19 protein-coding genes are annotated in these 20114 nt (G+C 37.2%); 9 read left to right on the top strand and 10 right to left on the bottom strand.

Annotated elements, in window-relative coordinates:
• Positions 1 to 102 precede the first annotated feature (102 nt).
• On the top strand, positions 103 to 1284 hold the full coding sequence (locus V0410_RS09395) for an MFS transporter (protein ID WP_330747677.1): 1182 nt from the start codon (positions 103 to 105) through the stop codon (positions 1282 to 1284).
• Positions 1285 to 1364: 80 nt separating this feature from the next.
• Here V0410_RS09395 and V0410_RS09390 read toward each other — a convergent pair whose 3' ends face one another.
• Positions 1365 to 2336: a YpdA family putative bacillithiol disulfide reductase gene (locus V0410_RS09390; RefSeq protein WP_330747261.1), complete on the bottom strand. Its 972-nt coding sequence runs from the start codon at positions 2334 to 2336 to the stop codon at positions 1365 to 1367.
• Positions 2337 to 2467: 131 nt separating this feature from the next.
• Between V0410_RS09390 and V0410_RS09385 the strand changes: the two genes are divergently transcribed.
• The gene (locus V0410_RS09385) at positions 2468 to 3109 is read left to right on the top strand and encodes a hypothetical protein (protein ID WP_330747260.1); all 642 of its coding nucleotides are present in this window, start codon (positions 2468 to 2470) and stop codon (positions 3107 to 3109) included.
• Between the two features lie 76 nt (positions 3110 to 3185).
• Here V0410_RS09385 and V0410_RS09380 read toward each other — a convergent pair whose 3' ends face one another.
• The 9 genes from V0410_RS09380 to V0410_RS09340 all read right to left on the bottom strand — a co-directional run bounded on the left by V0410_RS09380 (position 3186) and on the right by V0410_RS09340 (position 12902).
• Positions 3186 to 4499, bottom strand: a complete 1314-nt coding sequence (locus V0410_RS09380) for a glycosyl transferase family 1 (protein ID WP_330747259.1) — start codon at positions 4497 to 4499, stop codon at positions 3186 to 3188.
• Between the two features lie 57 nt (positions 4500 to 4556).
• The gene (locus tag V0410_RS09375) at positions 4557 to 4865 is read right to left on the bottom strand and encodes a GIY-YIG nuclease family protein (protein ID WP_330747258.1); all 309 of its coding nucleotides are present in this window, start codon (positions 4863 to 4865) and stop codon (positions 4557 to 4559) included.
• 63 nt (positions 4866 to 4928) lie between these two features.
• On the bottom strand, positions 4929 to 7469 hold the full coding sequence (locus tag V0410_RS09370) for a YfhO family protein (RefSeq protein WP_330747257.1): 2541 nt from the start codon (positions 7467 to 7469) through the stop codon (positions 4929 to 4931).
• 31 nt (positions 7470 to 7500) lie between these two features.
• The gene (locus V0410_RS09365; protein WP_110010142.1) at positions 7501 to 7731 is read right to left on the bottom strand and encodes a hypothetical protein; all 231 of its coding nucleotides are present in this window, start codon (positions 7729 to 7731) and stop codon (positions 7501 to 7503) included.
• A gap of 63 nt (positions 7732 to 7794) precedes the next feature.
• On the bottom strand, positions 7795 to 8844 hold the full coding sequence (locus tag V0410_RS09360; protein ID WP_227942940.1) for a DUF6263 family protein: 1050 nt from the start codon (positions 8842 to 8844) through the stop codon (positions 7795 to 7797).
• Positions 8845 to 8879: 35 nt separating this feature from the next.
• Positions 8880 to 9980 carry a serine hydrolase domain-containing protein gene (locus V0410_RS09355; RefSeq protein ID WP_330747256.1) on the bottom strand — a complete coding sequence of 367 codons (1101 nt, stop codon included), beginning with the start codon at positions 9978 to 9980 and terminating at the stop codon, positions 8880 to 8882.
• A gap of 3 nt (positions 9981 to 9983) precedes the next feature.
• Positions 9984 to 10733, bottom strand: a complete 750-nt coding sequence (rlmB, locus tag V0410_RS09350; protein ID WP_062674398.1) for a 23S rRNA (guanosine(2251)-2'-O)-methyltransferase RlmB — start codon at positions 10731 to 10733, stop codon at positions 9984 to 9986.
• 113 nt (positions 10734 to 10846) lie between these two features.
• The gene (locus tag V0410_RS09345; protein WP_110010139.1) at positions 10847 to 11320 is read right to left on the bottom strand and encodes a DinB family protein; all 474 of its coding nucleotides are present in this window, start codon (positions 11318 to 11320) and stop codon (positions 10847 to 10849) included.
• Between the two features lie 247 nt (positions 11321 to 11567).
• The gene (locus tag V0410_RS09340) at positions 11568 to 12902 is read right to left on the bottom strand and encodes a peptide-N-glycosidase F-related protein (protein ID WP_330747255.1); all 1335 of its coding nucleotides are present in this window, start codon (positions 12900 to 12902) and stop codon (positions 11568 to 11570) included.
• A gap of 236 nt (positions 12903 to 13138) precedes the next feature.
• Here V0410_RS09340 and V0410_RS09335 point away from each other — a divergent pair, with 236 nt between their 5' ends.
• From V0410_RS09335 to V0410_RS09305, 7 genes are all read left to right on the top strand, one after another.
• The gene (locus V0410_RS09335) at positions 13139 to 14446 is read left to right on the top strand and encodes a hypothetical protein (RefSeq protein ID WP_330747254.1); all 1308 of its coding nucleotides are present in this window, start codon (positions 13139 to 13141) and stop codon (positions 14444 to 14446) included.
• Between the two features lie 272 nt (positions 14447 to 14718).
• Positions 14719 to 15723, top strand: a complete 1005-nt coding sequence (locus V0410_RS09330) for an AAA family ATPase (protein WP_202838932.1) — start codon at positions 14719 to 14721, stop codon at positions 15721 to 15723.
• Positions 15723 to 16181: a GNAT family N-acetyltransferase gene (locus V0410_RS09325; RefSeq protein WP_110010135.1), complete on the top strand. Its 459-nt coding sequence runs from the start codon at positions 15723 to 15725 to the stop codon at positions 16179 to 16181. Before V0410_RS09330 ends, V0410_RS09325 begins: the two co-directional genes overlap by 1 nt.
• Before the next feature lie 67 nt (positions 16182 to 16248).
• A complete protein-coding gene (locus V0410_RS09320) occupies positions 16249 to 17112 on the top strand; it encodes a DUF58 domain-containing protein (protein WP_076597442.1) in 864 nt (287 codons plus the stop codon).
• 56 nt (positions 17113 to 17168) lie between these two features.
• Positions 17169 to 18065, top strand: coding sequence for a BatD family protein (locus tag V0410_RS09315; protein ID WP_227942933.1), 897 nt, complete (start codon positions 17169 to 17171; stop codon positions 18063 to 18065).
• The gene (locus tag V0410_RS09310; protein ID WP_330747253.1) at positions 18058 to 19050 is read left to right on the top strand and encodes a VWA domain-containing protein; all 993 of its coding nucleotides are present in this window, start codon (positions 18058 to 18060) and stop codon (positions 19048 to 19050) included. Before V0410_RS09315 ends, V0410_RS09310 begins: the two co-directional genes overlap by 8 nt.
• Entirely contained in the window at positions 19050 to 20057 is a 1008-nt protein-coding gene (locus tag V0410_RS09305) for a vWA domain-containing protein (RefSeq protein WP_330747252.1), read from the top strand. The genes V0410_RS09310 and V0410_RS09305 overlap by 1 nt, the downstream gene beginning before the upstream one ends.
• Positions 20058 to 20114 lie beyond the last annotated feature (57 nt).

Raw genomic sequence — 20114 nt, 5'->3', positions numbered from 1 at the left:
ATTTTTATCTAATTTTGCACTTTCAAATTTCCCCAAAATATTATTGTGAGATTAATTAACGTATATACGAGTTCTTTCAAAGGACTCTCGCAGGAGAGTTGGATGCTGGCGTTGGTAATGCTCATCAACAGGGCCGGCTCTATGGTACTTCCGTTTCTGGGAGTTTATATGACGAATCATTTGCATTTCAGTATTGAAAATTCCGGAATTGTACTGAGCTTTTTTGGAATAGGTTCGGTTATCGGATCATGGCTTGGAGGTATGATTACGGATAAAATAGGAGAGTACAGAGTGCAGAGTCTGAGTTTGCTGCTCAGCGTTCCTTTATTCTGCTTAATTCCGCTTTTTACAACAGAAGCCGGATTGGCAGGAATTATTTTAGCCCAAAGTATTGTAAGTGAAACGTTCCGTCCTGCAAACTCGGTGGCGATTACCAAATATGCAAAACCTGAAAATATTACCCGTGCTTTCTCGCTCAATCGTATGGCCGTCAATCTTGGGTTTTCCATTGGTCCTGCACTGGGTGGTATTTTGTCGGCTATTTCTTATGAATTTCTGTTTTTCAGCAATGCATTGGCTGCTTTGCTTGCGGGATTGATGTATATCTGGTTCTTTAAAGACCGGGCACGATTAGCTAAACTGAAAGCAAAAAAGGTAAAAGAAGCTATTATTATTAAAAAAGAAAGTTCTCCTTACCGCGACAGTAAATTCCTGATTTATTGTGTATTCTGTATGCTGTTTTCCATATGTTTCTTCCAGCTGTTCAGTACCCTGACGATATTTTATAAGGATACAGCTCATCTGAGCCAGCAGAATATCGGATATATTCTGGGATACAGCGGTTTTCTGATTGTACTGCTCGAAATGGGACTGGTACAGGTTGCTGAAAAATATTTTACTTTAGCCTTTACTATGCTGATCGGGACTTTCCTGTGTGGTATTTCCTATGCCATGCTTGCTTTCGATTACAGTCTGATTACCCTTGTGCTGTCTATGACATTGCTTTGTGTGGGAGAAATATGGACACTTCCATTTATGTCAACGATTACGGCATTGCGTTCAGGAGAGAACAATAAAGGCGCTTATATGGGACTGAACGGAATGTCATTCTCCATCGCATTTATTGTAACACCTTATATAGGAACACTGATAGCAGAAAAATTAGGTTTCAATGCATTATGGATCGGAACAGGAGTACTGGCGGCAGTTATTGCTATTGGCTTTTATTTTATCGTTCCATGGATGCTTAAGGATAAAAATAAGGTAGAAAAAGAGATGATATAACGCTTTTGATTAAAAAGTAAAAAAGGTTTCGGGCAATTTCGCAGAAATTGCCCGAAACCTTTTTTAATATCTGTAATCATTTACGATGAAAATCTGGAAAGAATCGAATTGATGATCATATTCGCATGAATCCTTGAATTTTCAATAAACCATAGATGAGTATCTTTTCCTCCGCAAACTACTCCTGCAAGATAGAGATTAGAAATATTGGTTTCCATGGTTTCAGGATGGTAAAAAGGATTCAGGCAGTCTCCGTTGAGTTCTATTCCTGAATTTTTCAGAAAATCAAAATCAGGAAGATAGCCTGTCATGGCCAGTACAAAATCATTGTCAATTTCATGAATAGCTCCGTTCGCATCTTTAAAAACAACAGAATTTTCTTTAATTTCGATCATTTCTGCATTAAAATGGGCTTTAATGCTGCCCTCTGCAATTCTGTTTTCAATGTCTGGTTTTACCCAATATTTTACACTTTTGGAAATCTCAGCATGACGGACAATCATCGTTACATCAGCTCCTTTTCTGTACGTTTCCAGGGCTGCATCTACAGCAGAATTACTGGAGCCTACCACCACAATTTTCTGCTTTGCGTAAGGGTAAGGTTCCGTATAATAATGTTTAACCTTCGGAAGGTCTTCACCCGGAATATTCATCAGGTTAGGAATATCATAAAACCCCGTAGCGATGACTACATTTTTAGCCTGATAATTTGCTTTGGTGGTTTTGATCTCAAATATTCCATCATTCTTTGAAACGCTCAGAACTTTTTCATACAGGTTAATATTCAGGCTTTTTTGTCTGGCAATTCCCTGATAGTATTCCAGCGCTTCCTGCCTTCCAGGTTTTGGAGCAGTAGAAATAAAGGGAATCTCATCAATTTCCAGCTTTTCAGCAGTGGAGAAAAAACGCATGTACAAAGGATAATTGTACAGTGAATTGACAATGGTTCCTTTTTCTATGATTATATGACTAAGATTGTTTTTTTGAGCTTCAAGGGCACAGTTCAGACCAATAGGTCCGGCCCCGATAATCAGAATGTCCAACATTTCCATCTAACAAATGTACGATGTAATTTTTAAAATGAGAAGCGGAAACCTACCAATCCTCATAGTCTTTATCTCTTTAGATTATGTATCGCTTGGCATCAGTTTTGGTGTTTTTTACTTATTGCAAAATATAAAATATGAAAAAATTATTGATTACTGTATTCGTTTTGAGCCTTGTTACGGCCTGTAAGAAAGAGGCCGGGAAACCTGTTCCGAACGAAATAGATTCTATTGCACAAAATAAAACAGACACTGCAGGTACGGTTCAGACCCGTGCGGATAAAGAAGCCGCTTTAAAGTTGGCTAATGATGAGGTCTTGAAAGCACTGAAAACTAAAGATTATGCAACTTTTGCCTCCTTCATTCACCCGCAAAAAGGGATCCGTTTTTCAATGTATGCTTTTGTTAATTTGAAAGAAGATAAACATTTTTCTAAAGCAGATTTTGAAAAATACCAGCCTACTAAAACCTTGTTTACATGGGGTACACAGGATGGTTCAGGAGATCCTTATAAAGCAACCATCAACGATTATCTTGGCAAATGGCTTTTTTCTAAAGACTTTACAGCTTCACAATATTCAGTGAATAAATTTATCGGCGGAGGAAACTCCTTGAATAATTTAAAGGAGATGTATCCAAAAGCTGATTTCACGGAAAATTATATCAAAGGAACCGAAAAATCTGGTAATATGGATTGGAAAACGGTTCGTTTCGTATTCGAAGAATTTGAGGGTAAATACTATCTGATTGCCGTTGTGAATGACCAGTGGACGATATAAAAGTTAGAAGTTAGAAATTAGAAGTTGGCGACTGGAATAAACTTCCAGCTTCCAGCCTCTAACTTCCTTTCTTTTTTTATTTCAAAACTTCAGTCAGCTGTTGAGTAAGATTTTTTCTTGAGAACTGCTCAATATGCTGGGTGTTTTCAAGAAGACTTCCGTTTTTCCAAAGATTGAATTTTTCAAGAATAAAGCTCTTGACTGCTTCTGTATCCTGATAACTGAAATGTTTTCCTGCCTGCGTCTCTTCCAGAATTTTTGCCACATCAGCTTTGTCAGGACCGAATGAGAGAATCTGTTTTCCCGAAGCCAGATATTCAAAAATTTTTCCGGGGATAATTCCTTTTGAAGAATCATTCGGGAAATTGGTGATCAAAAGCAGATTGGAATTCTGCATCTCTTCTACGGCTTTTCCATGAGCAAGATATCCAAGGTTCAGAATATGATTTTTGAGACTTGAATTTTCGATGGATTGTAGGATTTTATCATCTATTCTCCCTACAAATTTTAATTTAAAATCAGCAGCAAATGCAGCGTTTTCTTTGATAAGTTCATCAAGAGCTTTCCAAAGATTTTCGGGATTTCTGAGCTGTTCAAGAACCCCGATATAACTTAGAGTAAATGCTTGTCCATTTTGCAAATTGGGCTTTTCGCTATTTTGCCCCTCTTCTTTTTTACCGGAATCACTTTCATCAAATCCATTGGTAATACAAACGGCATTGGCTCCTGCTTTCCTGAAGTTTTCGGCATCAGTATAACTTGTTGCCAAAGTGATGTCTGCATTCTTAAATACAGCACTTTCCAGCTGCCGGTGTTTTTTATCTGAACTTTTAGTTAATTTCAGATGTTTGTAGTAGGAGATCTCTGTCCATGGATCACGGAAATCGGCAATCCATTTCAGGTCCGGCATTTTGCTTTTAAGCCCCAAACCAATTAAATGCAGCGAGTGGGGAGGCCCGGACGTTACAATTGTATCTATTTTATTTTCTTTCAGGTATTTTTCTAAAAATGTAATGGATGGTTTTACCCAAAAAACTCTGGCATCAGGAATGAAAAAATTACCTCGTACCCAAATCGAAAGTTTAGATTTCCAACTTTGGTTTTTGCCTACATCAAATTGTCCGGCTTTGAATTTTTTATTGCTCTTATTCAGTTTTTCAGCCAGCTGATAAGGTTCCCAGATTTTGGTTCTTACCATCTCGATATTTTCAGGAATATCTTTCATCAATGTTTCGTCCAGCAATGGATAACTTGGATTTTCCGGGGTATAGATGATCGGTTTCCAACCAAAATCAGGCAGATATTTTGCAAACTTCAGCCATCTTTGAACACCAGGACCTCCCGCAGGAGGCCAGTAATAGGTGATAATCAGTATTTTTTTCTGTTCCATTTTCTTAGCTTAAATACTTTCTGTCATTCTGAACGAAGCGAAGCGCAGTGAAGAATCTCACGCTATCTCTTCATTGAGAAATTTCCAATCTGGATTGAATCCATTAATTAAGTTTTCTTTCTTTTGTCTGGTCCAGCCTTTTATTTGTTTCTCTCTATTTATTGCTGTCTCAATGTTGCCAAAATGTTCAAAATATATTAAATAAAAGCATTTATATCTTGAAGTGAAGCTTTTTTCAATAGCCTCAGGGTTTTTATGCCAATATAATCTGTTCTTTAAATCGTTGGTAACCCCTGTGTATAATACTGTTTTTATTTTATTAGTCAGTATGTAAACGTAGTAATTATGAGTGCCAAACGTTTTCATTTGAGATTCTTCATTACGCTATGCTTCATTCAGAATGACATTGCGCAACATTATTTTTATTATTTAAACACTTTGTTCAGCAGCAATTTCTTTTTTCCTGTTTTTGTTCATCCAGAAAATTCCAAATGCAGCCAACAGGATAAATAATCCGAATGAAAGAAGAGAAAGCCATTTCCCTTTTTCAATCACTTCAGGTTCGAAAACCATTCTAATATGGTGGTTTCCTGCCGGAACATGTACGGCACGAAGCAAATAATCTGCTTTGATGTATGGAACTTCTTTTTCATCTACCAGTACTTTCCATCCGTGTGGATAATACACTTCAGAGAATACAGCCAATTGAGGCGTCTTCGACTGGGATTTAAATTCAAGTTCGTTAGGCTGGTGTTTCGTAAGATTGATGAATGCGGTAGAATCTGCCTGAACAGGTTTGTTATCAAAATAAGATTTGTCAGATGAAGCAATAACAGCTGTTTTCTTATTGTCAATAGTCCCGATAGCTTTAATTTCCTGATTAGGAGTATCTGCAAATTTTAAATCACTTACAAACCATGCATTGCCATTGGCTTTTGGATTAGGAACAACCTGTGGCTGATCTGGTCCCCCGAAAATCATGTATTTGGCATTCAGTAAATTTAATACATTAGGCGTTTTTACACTGTCAATGCTGTTGATATATTCATTTAATACATCATCGTATCTTCTTAATTTTACAGCATGATAACCGCCAATAGAAGCTTTAAAATAAGAGGTATTGGTTTCGCTGGTTACGCCCAGTGTCTGGTTGTAGATTCTGTAATGTGTTTTATCTTTTTCAGCAATAGTTTCCAATGTTTTGTTGATATTGACATTGGATAAAATAGATTCAAGATTTGGATTTCCCTGTACTTTTTCAGCCAGAAGATCTGAACTTTCTGTCTGGAAAGGATTTTCAGCAAAGATTTTATCTACGTAGTTTTCGTCATTTAAATAACGTTTGTTTACCGTCCAAAGATCAAATAAACTGACAAGTCCAATCACTACCAAAGCAATATTCTGATTAAGCTTTTTCTTTAAAGTTAAGAATAACGCAGCTGCAGTAATCGCCACATAAATGAATGCTTTTATGGCATCTATTCTGAACAGTTTATATCTCTCATCTACAAGATAATCGAGTAGGAAAGGAGGGAAATAAGTCTTTTCATTTTCTGTCGCAAATCCTAGTAATGACTTTCCAAAGATTAAAAGAATCAATAAAAAACCTAAAGTTCCACCTCCTACATAAAGAAGGATTTTTTGCTTATACTCTTCAGTCAGCTTTTCATCTGTAAAAAATCTGTATAATCCCAGAATAGCGATTAACGGGAATAATAACTCTACTACAACCAGGATTGAAGAAGGTGCTCTGAATTTATTATAGAATGGCACGTAGTCGATAAAGAAATCAGACAATGGCATAAAGTTACTTCCCCAGGCCAGTAAAATAGTCAGAATGGAAGCTCCTAAAATCCAGTAACGGTATTTTTTCGAGGCAAAAAAGAATCCCAATAAAGCAAGAAAACAAACAATTGCTCCCTGATAGGCAGGTCCTGAAGTTCCCGGCTGGTCTCCCCAGTAAGTAACCCCGCTGAAACCTTTGGAAATTCTGTCCATTTCAGCCTGTGAACCCACATTTTCCTGAACCAGCTCCTGCACTCTGTTCATGATTTCTTTTCCTTCAGGTTCCTGGCTTCCGCCTCCCATTAATCTTGGAATGAAAAGGTTTAAAGTTTCCAGTTGCCCGTAGCTCCACATCAGCATACTCTCTTTATCCATTCCGGATTTTCCTGAAGTATGGCTGTCGTTATTTAAAATCTGCTTTCCACGAACCGTTTCTTTTACATATTCTGAATTGGCCATAATTCTTTGTGAATTCATTCCAACCCCGATAACACATGACGCTGCGATAATTCCTGATGAAATAAGGAAGTGCTTCATCGGTGTTTTTTTCTGGATGGCTCTGAACAGTTCAGAAAGGAATAAGAATCCTAAAGCAAGAAACAGATAATAGGTCATCTGCGGGTGATTGGCCGCGATCTGAAGCCCCATAAAAAGGGTCGTGACGATGAATCCCCAGATGTATTGTTTCCTGATATACACCAGTAAAATTCCGGCTAACAGCGGTGCGAAATATTCAATAGTATTTACTTTACCATTATGTCCGGCTGCAATAATAATATAAAAATAGGTGGAAAGTCCGAAGAAAGTAGCTCCCAAAAGAGCATATTTCCAGTTTCTGACCACTACCATTCCCAAAAGGAAAAAACCTGCAAACAGCAGGAAGAGATAATTAACCGGCCTTGGCAGGAAATTCAGATTGCTGTCGATTTTTTTGATGATATCACCTTTGAACTGGCTTCCCATCTGATAAGTCGGCATTCCCCCAAACATGGAGTCACTCCAATAGGTTTCATTTCCGGTATTGGCTCTATAGTCGAGCAGTTCTTTTGCTCCTCCTCTGTACTGTACGATATCATGCTGGAAAAGCTGTTTCCCTGAAAATACAGGAGTGGAATATAAAAATGCTAAAACTATAAATACTACTAATGAAATTGCAATATAAATTAAGTTTTTATTTTTTGCCATGCTGGTTATTATCTTTTATTTCTTGGAATTTTTACCTTTTGTCATTACTCTCTTTCACCTCTTCGTAGTCTACCGTTTCAGCATCCCACTTAAGGTTCTTTTTGTTATTCTTATTCGAGTTGTTGATGTCCTGCTGCCCGTTGTTTTGATTATTGTTATTAAAACGATAACTATAGAATGTCTTAAAGAAAATTCTTTTCAGAATATTCCAGACAAAGAAAATAATAATGGCAGTGAGTACTAACTCAAGAATGTACTTCATAATTTTTTTGTTTAAAGTTCAGGGTTTAAAATTTAGATTTTAAACCCTGAATGTTTATTCAAGTTATTTAGCAGATGGGTTGACCATTACCGAAGAATTGGAAACGCTCTTCATAGACTGAGACTGCTTTCCATCTGAAATGGTTTCTATCTGAGTTGTTTTTACGTTGATATTCTGGTTGGTTATCCAGCCTGTGCTTTCGTCAAACTTAATGGTTCCGTTCTGAACAAGCTCACTGCTCAGGCTGTGGGTGATAGGTCCCTGAGTTTTCTTTTCTGTTTTCTTGGGAATACCTCCGGTTACTGCAATTTCTGCAGCTCCGTTTCCTAAGCTTTTCATTACATAATTGGAGGTTACTTTAACAGCTCCGCTAGCGTCAGCATTTTCAGAAGTTGACCATTTTTCTCCGATTTTAACTCCTTTTTTAGGAATAATCATCAGGTTTTTATGAAACTGGTCTTTCAGTACTTTTTCGTTGAATGACTGCTTAAGACTTGCTACTACGCTTGCTTTTTCATTGGCATCTTTGATAAGTGTACCCACTGCGTTACCCACTTTTGTGTAAACAGCATCAAATCCTGTAATAGAAATCACATTCCCTTTTGTATCCATCTTCATCTGAAGTTTGTTTCCGGTAAGCGCTTTGTTGACGTTCCAGATCATTTTAAGATCATCTTCTTTAGGAAGAGGAAGTTTGGTGTCTACTACTACCGTTTTTCCCTGTGCCGACTGAGAGCTTCTCTTTGCTACAAGGTTAAGGGTCATTTCATATACGTTTCCTTTGATGTCATCCACTACAAAATTCATTTCATCTGTAGATTCGCTGGTAGCGGTGATGGATTTCCCCTGAGGGTCAGTCATAGTCTTCACATCTCTCTGATAAGTGGTAAGAGGATATGTTTTACCTTTTTCCAGCTTGAAAGTCTGTGTAATAACTCCCGCAGAATCTTTGATAGCCGGGTTTTCTGAAACTTTCGCTACAGAATCAGCAGGAACTTCTACCGTTACTGTTTTTCCGGTTTTAGGATCTACTTTCGTTATTTTTGCTGTTTCTTTTTTACAAGATACAAGAGCTATTGATGATATAAGCGCAAGCGCTGCAATATTCTTCATTCGATTTTTTTAACTTTATTTTTTACTACTGTTTCTTAATATATTATCTGCAATATCATGCAGTTTCCCCTGGGATTCTCCATCCGATTCATTGGAAAGTACAACGACTCCCATATTTTTTGACGGATATATCTGCAGAACACTTGAAAAACCAAATGTACCCCTGTATGATAAACGGTTTGCGTTCCGTCTTCATAAGTGTGCAGCCTCCAATACAATCCAATGGCATCTCCTTTATTATTTACAAGAGGAGTATGGGATGCTTTTACATACATATTACTCTCGCCGAGATGATACTGCATATATTTCACGAGATCCCCCGTGGTGGACATAATTCCACCGGCAGGAGCAAAGATTGTTGTGAAATTTTTCGGCATTATCTTTCCTTTTTCGTTATAACAAGTCAATAGCTGTGCAGAATTCGTACCAACAATGGTCTGATTCATTTTCAAAGGCTTTGTAATATACTCTGACAGGAGATCTGCATAACTTTTATGGTACACTTTTTCCAGGATATCCCCGGCGATCTGTGTTCCGACATTGGAATATTTATACTCTGTTCCGGGTACAAAATCTACTTTAGCCTGATGAAGATCTTCATAAAATTTTTTCCTTGAATAGTTCTTATAAAAATCAGACAGTGCCAGGGCAACAGAGTCCATTGGTTTTTTGAATGTTTCAGACTGATCCGGCAAAAACTGTGGCAGCCCCGATGAGTGATTGGTAAGAGTGCCAATCGTTATCGGGTACTTTTCAAATTCCAGATTAGGATAATTGCCATCCAGATATTTTCGGATATCGTCATCCATTTTGATTTTTCCATCTACTAAAGCATGAGCCAGAAGTGTTCCTGTAAAAGTTTTGGTGATAGATGCAATCTCGTACAGACTTTTAGAGGTCGGAAGTTCTGATTTCCCTATTTCTGTTGTCCCATAATTATAAAAATAACTTTTACCATCTTTGAAAATGCCTATTGAAATTCCTACACGTGCAGGATCCTGCATATAAGCAACAGCTTCTTTCTGAACCATCTTATCAAGATCAGTGGTAAGACGGTTGTCTGTTGCTATTTTTTTTGCCTGGGCGTTAAAAGCCAACGGGACAAAAAATAAGGGTAAAAGTGATTGTATTTTCATGGTTTACGGATTGGGTATCACGGACATTTTCTGTCTCACCGCTTCATACAAAATCGCTCCACATGCTACAGAAACATTCAGGGATTGGGTTTTTCCTTCAATAGGAAGTTTTATTTTTTCATCCGCATGATGCAATACTTCTTTAGAAATTCCGGTTTCCTCATTTCCCATAACAATAGCACACGGCTCAGTCATATTAACATCATAGATTAACTTCTGAGCTTTTTCACTGGCTGCATATACGGAAATTCCGCTTTGCTGAAGGAAGTCTACCGTGTGGGCAAGATTGTTTTCCTTACATATTTTGATATTATAGATTGCTCCGGCAGAAGTTTTTATCGCATCGGAATTGATAGGAGCGGCTCCTTTTTCAGGAATGATAACTGCATCTATTCCTACGCATTCCGCTGTTCTGCAGATGGCTCCAAAGTTTCTAACATCAGTAAGTCTGTCCAGAATTAAAAGGAAAGGTGTTTTACCCTGCTCGAATAACTGTGGAACAATATCCTCCACTTTATGAAACGGTACGTCCGAAATAAAAGCAACCACACCCTGGTGGTTTTTTCTTGTAAAACGGTTCAGTTTTTCAACCGGAACATAATTGGGACGGATTTTATTTTTCGCTAAAATGGCTTTTAATTCAGCATAAATAGGACCCTGAAGTGCATTCTGCACAAAGATCTTGTCAATCGTTTTTCCCGCTTCAATTGCTTCAATCACGGGACGCAGCCCGAAAATAAAATCGTCTTTCATTGAAAATGTATTATATAGTTATAGAGTGAATGGTCAATCGTGAATTTTACTTTGTAAGTCAATGGGTTGGATGCCTATTCACTTCTGACCATTGACTTGCGTAGCAAGATTTACTATCTCCCTTTCTCTCCTAAAATTGCTCTTTTTTGTGCCATCACATATCCATAGTGAAGGGTTTCGTGCATATTGTTGAAGATGATGGCATCCTGGATGCTTTTCAGATCCATTCCGAAACTTGTGGTGTAAGGAGTGTAGTCTGAGAAGAAATCACTGTCATAATCCTTCATTAAAATCTTTGAAGTTTCGGTAAGTAAAAACTCTAAATCTTCCACTTCTGATTTCTGAACATTTAAGTTGGGTAAAGTCCCTTTCTTATAGGTTTCAATCCAATACTTGTCTATACGGAAAGGATTTCCGCTCAGGTAATAGTGCAGTAGTTGCTGTGTGGCAACAGTATGGGCAATATTCCAGTAAATATTGTTGTTGAAACCATCCGGAATCAGGATCAGATCTTCATGAGATGTGTTCTGAAGGATATCTAAAAGGTTTTTTCTTACCTGTCTGTGTGCTTGAAAATGATAATTCATTTTGCAAAATTTTTAATCACCAAAAATAGTTTAATAAACTGGAAATGACAATTTTTTTGGGTAGAGGATTGAAGTTAAAATTTTTTAACTATTGAAAAAAAGAGTGAATTAAGGTGGTTTTTTAACAAATTCTTATCGAAATCGGAATGTTTTTATATTAAGCTGTGCAGGATGGTTAATATAAAAACCCTCCTGAGGGAAGTTTCAGAGAGGGTTTTATTATTTTGTTTACAAATTTTACCTGAAGTTATTTTTTTATGATTTTGTGTATAAAAGTTGTTCCGTCTTTTAAAACAATATGTAAAAAATAGACTCCTGTGCTGTATGAGGAAAGATCTATTCTGTTCTCTTTATAAGTTTCGGAAAGTTTTCTTCCTTCTATATTGAAAAGACTTATTGAACTGGCCTCTACTTTTGATTTTATATTCACAAAGTCAGATGTAGGGTTGGGGTAAATATTCACATCCACTGTGTTGATCTCTTTTACATTCAATGCTGTATTGCTTTTTCCTTGCATGTAAACTGATAACCTGACTTCTCCCTGTTGTTGATTGAAAACGGCAGTTGGAATTGTGTGTTTCAAGGTGTGATTCCCCGCAGTTAAGCTGGGCAGTGTAAATTCTCTGATAGGGACAGAATTTCCCGGACACCAGTTATTCCAGGAGGTCCAATCAGCAAAAGTTTTTGGAGTAGAACCGTAGATTCCGTTTCCTTGGGTATTGTATACACGATAGGGTTCACATGAAATTCCTCCGGGAGTATAGGTGAGAACCTGTACATCATCTATATAGGTATAGTTTTGTCTTCTTACATATTCTTCGCCGCCATTGTTGGCCCCATGGGGAGTAGAAATTACAAAAAAGCGGGCATTTGTAACAGGGCTTGGCAGATTAAAAGTAACAATTCTAACCGTTTCTCCGGTAACATCGGTGCTGTTGTAATTATTAAGACTGCTGTAAGTTAGAAGAGGTAAAAGATTATTGCTGTCTGCAGGTGTTGCTCCCGTATCCGTTGAGAAAAAAGTAAGGGTTCCTGAAAACACATCAGTTCTGTTTGTACAGCCTGAAACCTGGGTTTGTGCTGCATAGGGAACTCCGAAAACATCCAGCTCTATGTAAAGATCATACATGCCTCGCAATGCTGTATCATGAAATACACTGTATAAATTGCTGACATCATAAGTATAGGGAACTTCTGAAGGAGTTTTGTTTTTATTCATGAAAGGAGTAATATATCTGCCTATTTCTATTCTTTTGACATTAGTGTCATTGATCGTATAAGTAGCTTGATTTTTAGGAACCATTGATAAAAAGACTTCTCCAAGACGGTCGTAATTGTCACACAATGCAGCTATGGTTACCCGCATCGCAATCTTGGCTTTGAAAGAGTCTAATTCGGAGTCAGTAAGCTTTCTTGTGTATCTTGCGTTAGTCAGCCTGGTTAAACCGGCGGGCGTAGGGTTGGATACTGTAGCTGCATAACCGTCATAATAGACAGCATCTGAAATCACATTGGTCATTGTCGTTTGGGCGAAAACGAGGTTGGTAATCAAAAAACTCGAAAAGAATAGCTTTTTATACATGTTATTGATGTTTAGTGTAAATATATGAAATGTTTATTAAAATTACCTTTAGTTTGTTTTATTTTTATGTTTTTGTCTTTATTTGTTGTTAAATGTTTATTATTTTTAATTCTAATTAATTTTTTGGTTAAATTATTTATCAGTATTGAATTATGTGATGAAATGTTTTTTTTATTGCTATAATTAAAGTATTTATTATTAAATTGGCATTGTATTTTACATAAATGTTATTAATAATGAAAAGAATTTTACTTTTATCTTTGTTTTTTATATTTGAGGTGATGGGTGCACAAATCAATATCAATATTGGAAGTTCAAATGTTGGTGTTGCTCCGGTAAGCAGCTTTTTTTCCTATTCTTATGTACAGCAGATATATCCTAAGCAGGAACTTAACGCCAATGCTGCAGGTAATATTACAGGCCTTACATTTTATGTGGATTCTTCCTCTACCCTTACTGAATCTTCAAACTGGACAGTATATCTTGGACATACGTCAAAAACAAGTTTTGTTTCAGGAACGGACTGGATTCCTGCTGCACAGTTGACGCAGGTATTTACAGGAGCTGTTACCAAAAACAATAATAAGGTTGAAATTGTTTTTACTACACCGTTTGCGTATAATAATACTGATAATCTGGTTATTGCAGCAAAAGAGAATTCTCCGAATATCGATATTAATAATTTTGATGAAGTCTTTCATGTATATCCTCATATCCCTTATTCAACTCTATATTATAAAGGAGATCGTGCAGTAGTGAATATTGCATCTCCTCCTGGAGGAATTAGAGCGGATTATAAATCGTCAGTTACAATTTCTGGTCTTACACCAAGTGCAGCTCCTGCCTGTCCTTTTGTTGTTTATCCAGTAAATAATGCTCAGAACATCTCTTTGTTGCCTAATTTCAACTGGCTTCCGGTTTCAGGTGCTACATCCTACAAAGTTTCATTGGGAACAAGTTCTGGAAGCTCTGATATTATTAATCAGCAAACCGTATCCGGAAATAACTTTACCCCTTCCATGGCGCTTACAGCCGGAACAACTTACTATTTAAAAGTGACATCAGTTTCCGGGAATACAGAATCTTTAGGATGCTCAGAACTTGTTTTTAAAACTATACCTCCAATACCTGTAAATGATGCATGTACTGGAGCATTGCAGGCATCGGTATTTCCATACTCTTATACCCAGAATGATGCAGTGTCTACCACTAATAATGCAGGAAATATAAGCGTATGTACAAGCAATGGAGATACAGGAATGAATGACGGGACATGGTTTAAACTGACTGGTGATGGAAGTCAGTATACGATTAAAGTGACTATGCCTTCTGGCAGCAGCTATGATCCGCAGATAGGAGTATATAGTGGCAGCTGTAGTAATTTATCATGTACCGGGACTGTAGATAGCGGCGGTGGAGGTACCGCAGAAACGCTTACTATTACCACGGTATCGGGAACAAATTATTTTATAAATGTTGGAGCTTATGAAGATAATACTGATGCTCCTGAAAATATATTCACCATTATAATAACCAAGCTTTAAGATTAAATAATCAAGTTTATGATTAAAAAATAAAAATGTTGCAAAAGTAATTTTGTGACATTTTTTTATGGATAATGGGAGGAAACAAGTGAGTGGTTTTATGAAGGGAATTTGAATTTCTTGATTTATTTATACATAAGAAATTCAACGTTATAGCTTTAGATATCTTGTCAATCCCGGATTTTTAACAAACTTTAACTCAAAAATGGCATTTATTATGTTGATTAATGCAAGTATTTATCAGAAATTTACCACTTATTTTAAATCAAGCTATGTCAGAGATATATCAAGCTGAAGATATCCGCCAATTGACGGAAAAAGTAAAAGAAAAAAACTACTTATTTACTCTTCTGAGACAGGAAATCAACAAAGTTATTATTGGACAGGAATACATGGTAGACCGTCTTTTGGTAGGGCTTTTGGGAAATGGACATGTTCTTCTTGAAGGAGTACCGGGACTGGCTAAGACCTTAGCGATAAAAACATTGGCAGATGCTGTTCATGGAGATTTTTCAAGGATTCAGTTTACGCCGGATTTACTTCCTGCAGACGTAGTGGGAACGATGATCTTCAATATCAAAGACAATGATTTCTCTATAAAAAAAGGACCTGTATTTGCGAACTTTGTTCTGGCGGATGAGATCAACCGTGCGCCGGCGAAAGTGCAATCAGCGCTTCTGGAAGTCATGCAGGAAAAACAGGTGACCATTGGTGATGAAACCATGAAGCTTCCAAAGCCGTTCCTGGTATTGGCAACACAAAACCCGATTGATCAGGAGGGAACTTACCTGCTGCCTGAAGCACAAAGCGACCGTTTTATGCTGAAGTGTACCATAGATTATCCTGCTTTTGAAGATGAAAGACAGGTGATGAGAATGGTTTCAACATCACATCAGCCAACAGTGAAACCTGTAATCTCCCTTCAGGATATTGTAGATGCAAAAGAACTGATCAATCAGATTTATCTCGACGAGAAAATTGAAAAATATATTCTGGATATGGTGTTCGCAACACGTTATCCGGAAAATTACGGTCTTTCTGAACTTAAGAATTATATCAGCTTCGGAGCTTCTCCAAGAGCATCCATCAACCTTGCTATTGCTTCAAGAGCTTATGCATTCTTAAAAGGAAGAGCATTTGTCATTCCGGAAGATGTAAAAGCATTGGCAAAAGATGTATTGAGACACAGAATGGGATTGACCTTTGAAGCAGAAGCGGAAGAGATCACAACTGAGGAAATTATCAATAGAATTTTAGCAAAAATACAGGCACCATAATGAGTGATGTGATCATAAGAAAAGCAGTTCAGCAGGACTGTGCTGCTATGCTGGATTTGATAAAAGAATTGGCAGAATATGAAAAAGCGCTGCATGAAGTAACCGTGACTTTAGAGGATTTTACTCAGGATGGTTTTGGTACTTCTCCTGTTTGGGGAGCTTTTGTAGCGGAATATGAAGGAGAAATAGTTGGAATATCCCTGTATTACGACAGATATTCAACCTGGAAAGGAAGAAGGCTGTATCTTGAAGATCTTGTAGTCACTGAAAAGCTAAGAGGAAAGCAGATTGGAAAAAAATTATTTGATGCAACACTGGAATATGGTCAAACCAATAATTACAGTGGAATGGTGTTTCAGGTATTAAACTGGAATGAGCCAGCCATCAATTTTTATAAAAAATACAACACAAAGTTTGACAATGAGTGGTCGAACGTATCCATTGAGTTTAATGACTAACCCAAAACCCGGATACCTCACCCAATATTAAACTTTGAATCTTAAACCTTGAATTTTGAATTCGTCTATGCAGATAAAAGATATTGTAAAAAAAGTAAAGCAGATTGAAATCCGTACCAGAAAAAAGACGGAGGCTGCTTTGATGGGGCAATATCACAGCGCTTTTAAAGGGCAGGGGATGACTTTCTCTGAAGTTCGTCCTTATCAGTTTGGAGATGAGATCAGAAGAATCGACTGGAATAAAACCGCACGTTTCCGTGAGCCTTTCGTAAAAGTAATGGAAGAAGAAAGGGAACTGACAATGATGATTCTTGTGGATATTTCCGCTTCCATGGATTATGGAACAAAAGTCCAGCTGAAAAGGGAATATGTAGCCGAAATTGCTGCCAGTTTAGGATTTTCAGCGGCTGGGAATAATGATAAAGTAGGATTGATCCTGTTTGCTGATAAAGTATATAAAGTCATTCCTCCTCAAAAAGGAAGAAAACATATCCTTTCTATTATCAGCAATATTCTCACTGCAGATTATGTTCCTGCAGAATCTAAAATAGACAAGGCAATGGAATATATGATGGGAATTTTTAAAAGAAAATCTCTGGTATTTCTGTTTTCAGATTTTGAGGATGCCTATGATTCCAAAATGCTGAGAGTAGCTTCCAAGAAACATCAGTTGCTGGGAATGAGGATTTATGATGAGAAAGATAATGAGATTCCTGATGTCGGATATGCCCGTTTACTTGACGTAGAAACCGGAAAAGAGATCTGGGCCAATACTTCCAGTGCAAGATGGCGGTATACCTTCGCAGAAGCTCAAAAACAAAAACTCAGAGCGCTGGAAGAAGACTTCGCCAACAGCTCTGCCAGTTTTATGAATATCAATACCGGTTCGGATTATTCAAAATTATTGTATAATTACTTTCAGAAAAAATAACATCGGGCTGAGCCCGTAACTAAAAAACATCAGGCATTTTGCCATATTATTTAACATTGAGAAAAATACTTTTAATATTATCTTTTCTGATCTGTGCAAATGCTTTTTCACAGATATTATCCTCTAACGTAGAAAAGAAAACCCTTGCTTTGGGGGAGATCAATCACCTTACTATAAAGATTGATAACCTTAATGAGCAGCAGGTAACTTCAGCAGCCAAAAATGAGCTGCTCCCTTTTCATTTTGAAGAAACCAAAGACAGTATCGGACAAACGGCTAACACCTATGAGAGAAAGATAGAATTTGCTGTTTTTGAAGAAGGGAAATTTACCATTCCGGAACTGGAATTCAAAGTGGGGGACAGAATACTTAAAACGATTCCTTACGAAATAGATGTTATTAATACAGCTCAAAAAGCAGATCAGATTAATGACATCATGAATAATAAGCAGGTGAAACTTGAACCCAAAGATTACTGGGAGCTTTATAAGTTTTATATCCTTGCTGCATTGGCTGGTATTGCACTGGTTATTGCCATTATTATGTTTGTAAAATGGGGAAGAAAATCGAAGAGTTCTCCTGTAGTGGCAACCAACCAGACCTTAAAAGAGCTCGACTCTCTTAAAAAGAAAAAATATATTGAAGGAGGAAACTTCCGTTCGTTTTATGTGGAACTGATCGATATTTCCAGAACCTTCATTACAAAACAATACCGCCTTCCGGCAGATGTACTTCTTACCGATGATCTGATTGAGGTTATGAAAAAAAATAATACCATCTCGCAGGACAACGAAAAAATAATAGAAGATGTTTTCCTTAGGGGAGACCTGGTGAAATTTGCCAAGACCTTCCCGGATCAGGAAACCATGGAAAGAGATTTTGCCAATATCAGGGATTTTGTGAAAAGATCATCCAAAGATTTAGAATTCGAAAACTTAAGAAAGGATGTTTAATTTTGAGTTTTACAGCCCATGGTTTTTGCTGCTTTTTCTGCTGTTTATTCCACTTTTAATTAAAGATATTGGAAAAAATAAAAGGAAAGGTATAAAAGTTCCTACCGTAAAAAATATGGATCACAGCGGGAGTATCCAGGGTGTGCTTTTTTTGCTGAAAATATCAAAATATATCATTCTTTCTGCGTTGATTATTGCGATGGCAAGACCGAGAACGTTTACCATTTCTCAGGACAGAGATGATACAAAGGGAGTCGATATTATGTTATCCATTGATGTTTCTCTAAGTATGCTGGCGAAGGATCTGAGCCCGGACAGAATTACCGCCCTGAAAGATATTGCCGTAAAATTTGTTCAGAAACGCCCGAATGACAGGATAGGAGTGGTAGCATATGCTGCAGAAGCGTTCACAAAAGTTCCGGTAACCTCAGATCATCAGGTGGTGATTGATGAAATTAAAAATCTGAATTCTGCAGGTCTTGAACCCGGAACGGCTATAGGAGAAGGACTTTCCGTTGCAGTGAATCATTTGATTAAAAGTAAAGCCAAAAGTAAAGTGGTGATCCTGATGACGGATGGGGTAAGCAATATTCAGAATGCGATTCCTCCACAGGTTGCTGCCGAACTGGCAAAAAATAATAATATAAAGGTATATTCAATCGGAATTGGAACCAATGGTTATGCACTGATGCCGACATCGCAGGATATTTTTGGTGATCTTATTTTTACTGAAACAGAGGTGACGATTGATGAAAATACCTTGAGAGAAATAGCTCAGACAACAGGAGGCAGATATTTCAGAGCTACTTCAAACAGCAGCCTGGAAGAAGTATACAATGAAATCAACCAATTGGAAAAATCTGATGTTAAGGTTTCCAAGCTGTACAATTATGAAGAGTATTTTAAAATATTCCTTTGGATTGGGCTTGCTATGTTGGTGCTGGATGCATTGTTGAGATGGGTGTTTTATAAAATTTTAAGCTGATGAGTTGGTCTTTAGGAAATTATTGGTATTTATTTTTACTGTTGCTTCTGCCGCTGTTAGCTTCTTTTTTGGTCCGTTTTTTACAATGGAGAAATAAAAAAAGAGAAATTTTTGCTGCCAGCCAGTTTCACGAGAATTTATTCGAAAAAAGATCAGGATTTACAAAGTTTTTTCCTGCATTATATTTATTGGGAACATTATTTCTGATATTTTCTATCATAGATCTTCTGAACGGTTCTGAAGAAGTGAAAAGTACCCAGAAACTGAACAATGTCATCTTTATGCTGGATGTATCCAATTCTATGAATGCTGAAGATATAGATCCAAGCCGTCTGACAGAGGCTAAAAACCTGATGCTGGCTACCATGAAGAAAATGAATAATGACAAAGTAGGTATAGTGATTTTTGCTGGGAATGCCATGTCTATTATGCCTCTTACAACGGATTATAATTCTGCGGAAACTTATATCAGTGGTATTGAAACCAGCTCTATGCAGATTCAGGGAACAGATTTTCTGAAAGGAATGCAGGCAGCTGCTGAAAAATTTAAAAATGTAAGCAAAGGATCCAGAAAAGTGATTCTGCTGAGTGATGGTGAAGATAATGAAGGAAATGATAATGCTGCCATCAGATTAGCTAATAAAGAAGGAATAAGCATTACTTCTGTAGGAGTGGGCACAGATGAAGGTGCTCCGGTTCCTGAATATGTGTTCGGACAGCTGATGGGGTATAAAACCGATGCCAACGGAGGTACGGTAATTTCAAAAAGGCAGACGGAAGCATTAAAGAAAATGGCGGAATCTACAGACGGAACTTATATTGACGGAAATAATATCAATGAAGCTCCGGACAGAATTGTAGATGCAGTGAATAAAAAATCTGCCGGTGCGGAGACTATGGTGAAATCACAGAATGCCAATCATTATTATCAGTATTTTCTTGCAGTATCTCTTCTGTTTTTCTTTTTAATTTATATTTTTAATCCTAAAAAAGATTTTAATGTGTAGAATTCCTTTATTTATAGAAGAAATTCTACAAGTACTTTAACCGAACTTTAACAAATA

It is taken from the genome of Chryseobacterium sp. CP-77 (assembly GCF_036362765.1).
Lineage (GTDB): Bacteria > Bacteroidota > Bacteroidia > Flavobacteriales > Weeksellaceae > Chryseobacterium > Chryseobacterium cupriresistens.
Note: the sequence above shows the minus strand (reverse complement) of the source record. Positions and strands in the feature narration are given on the sequence as shown.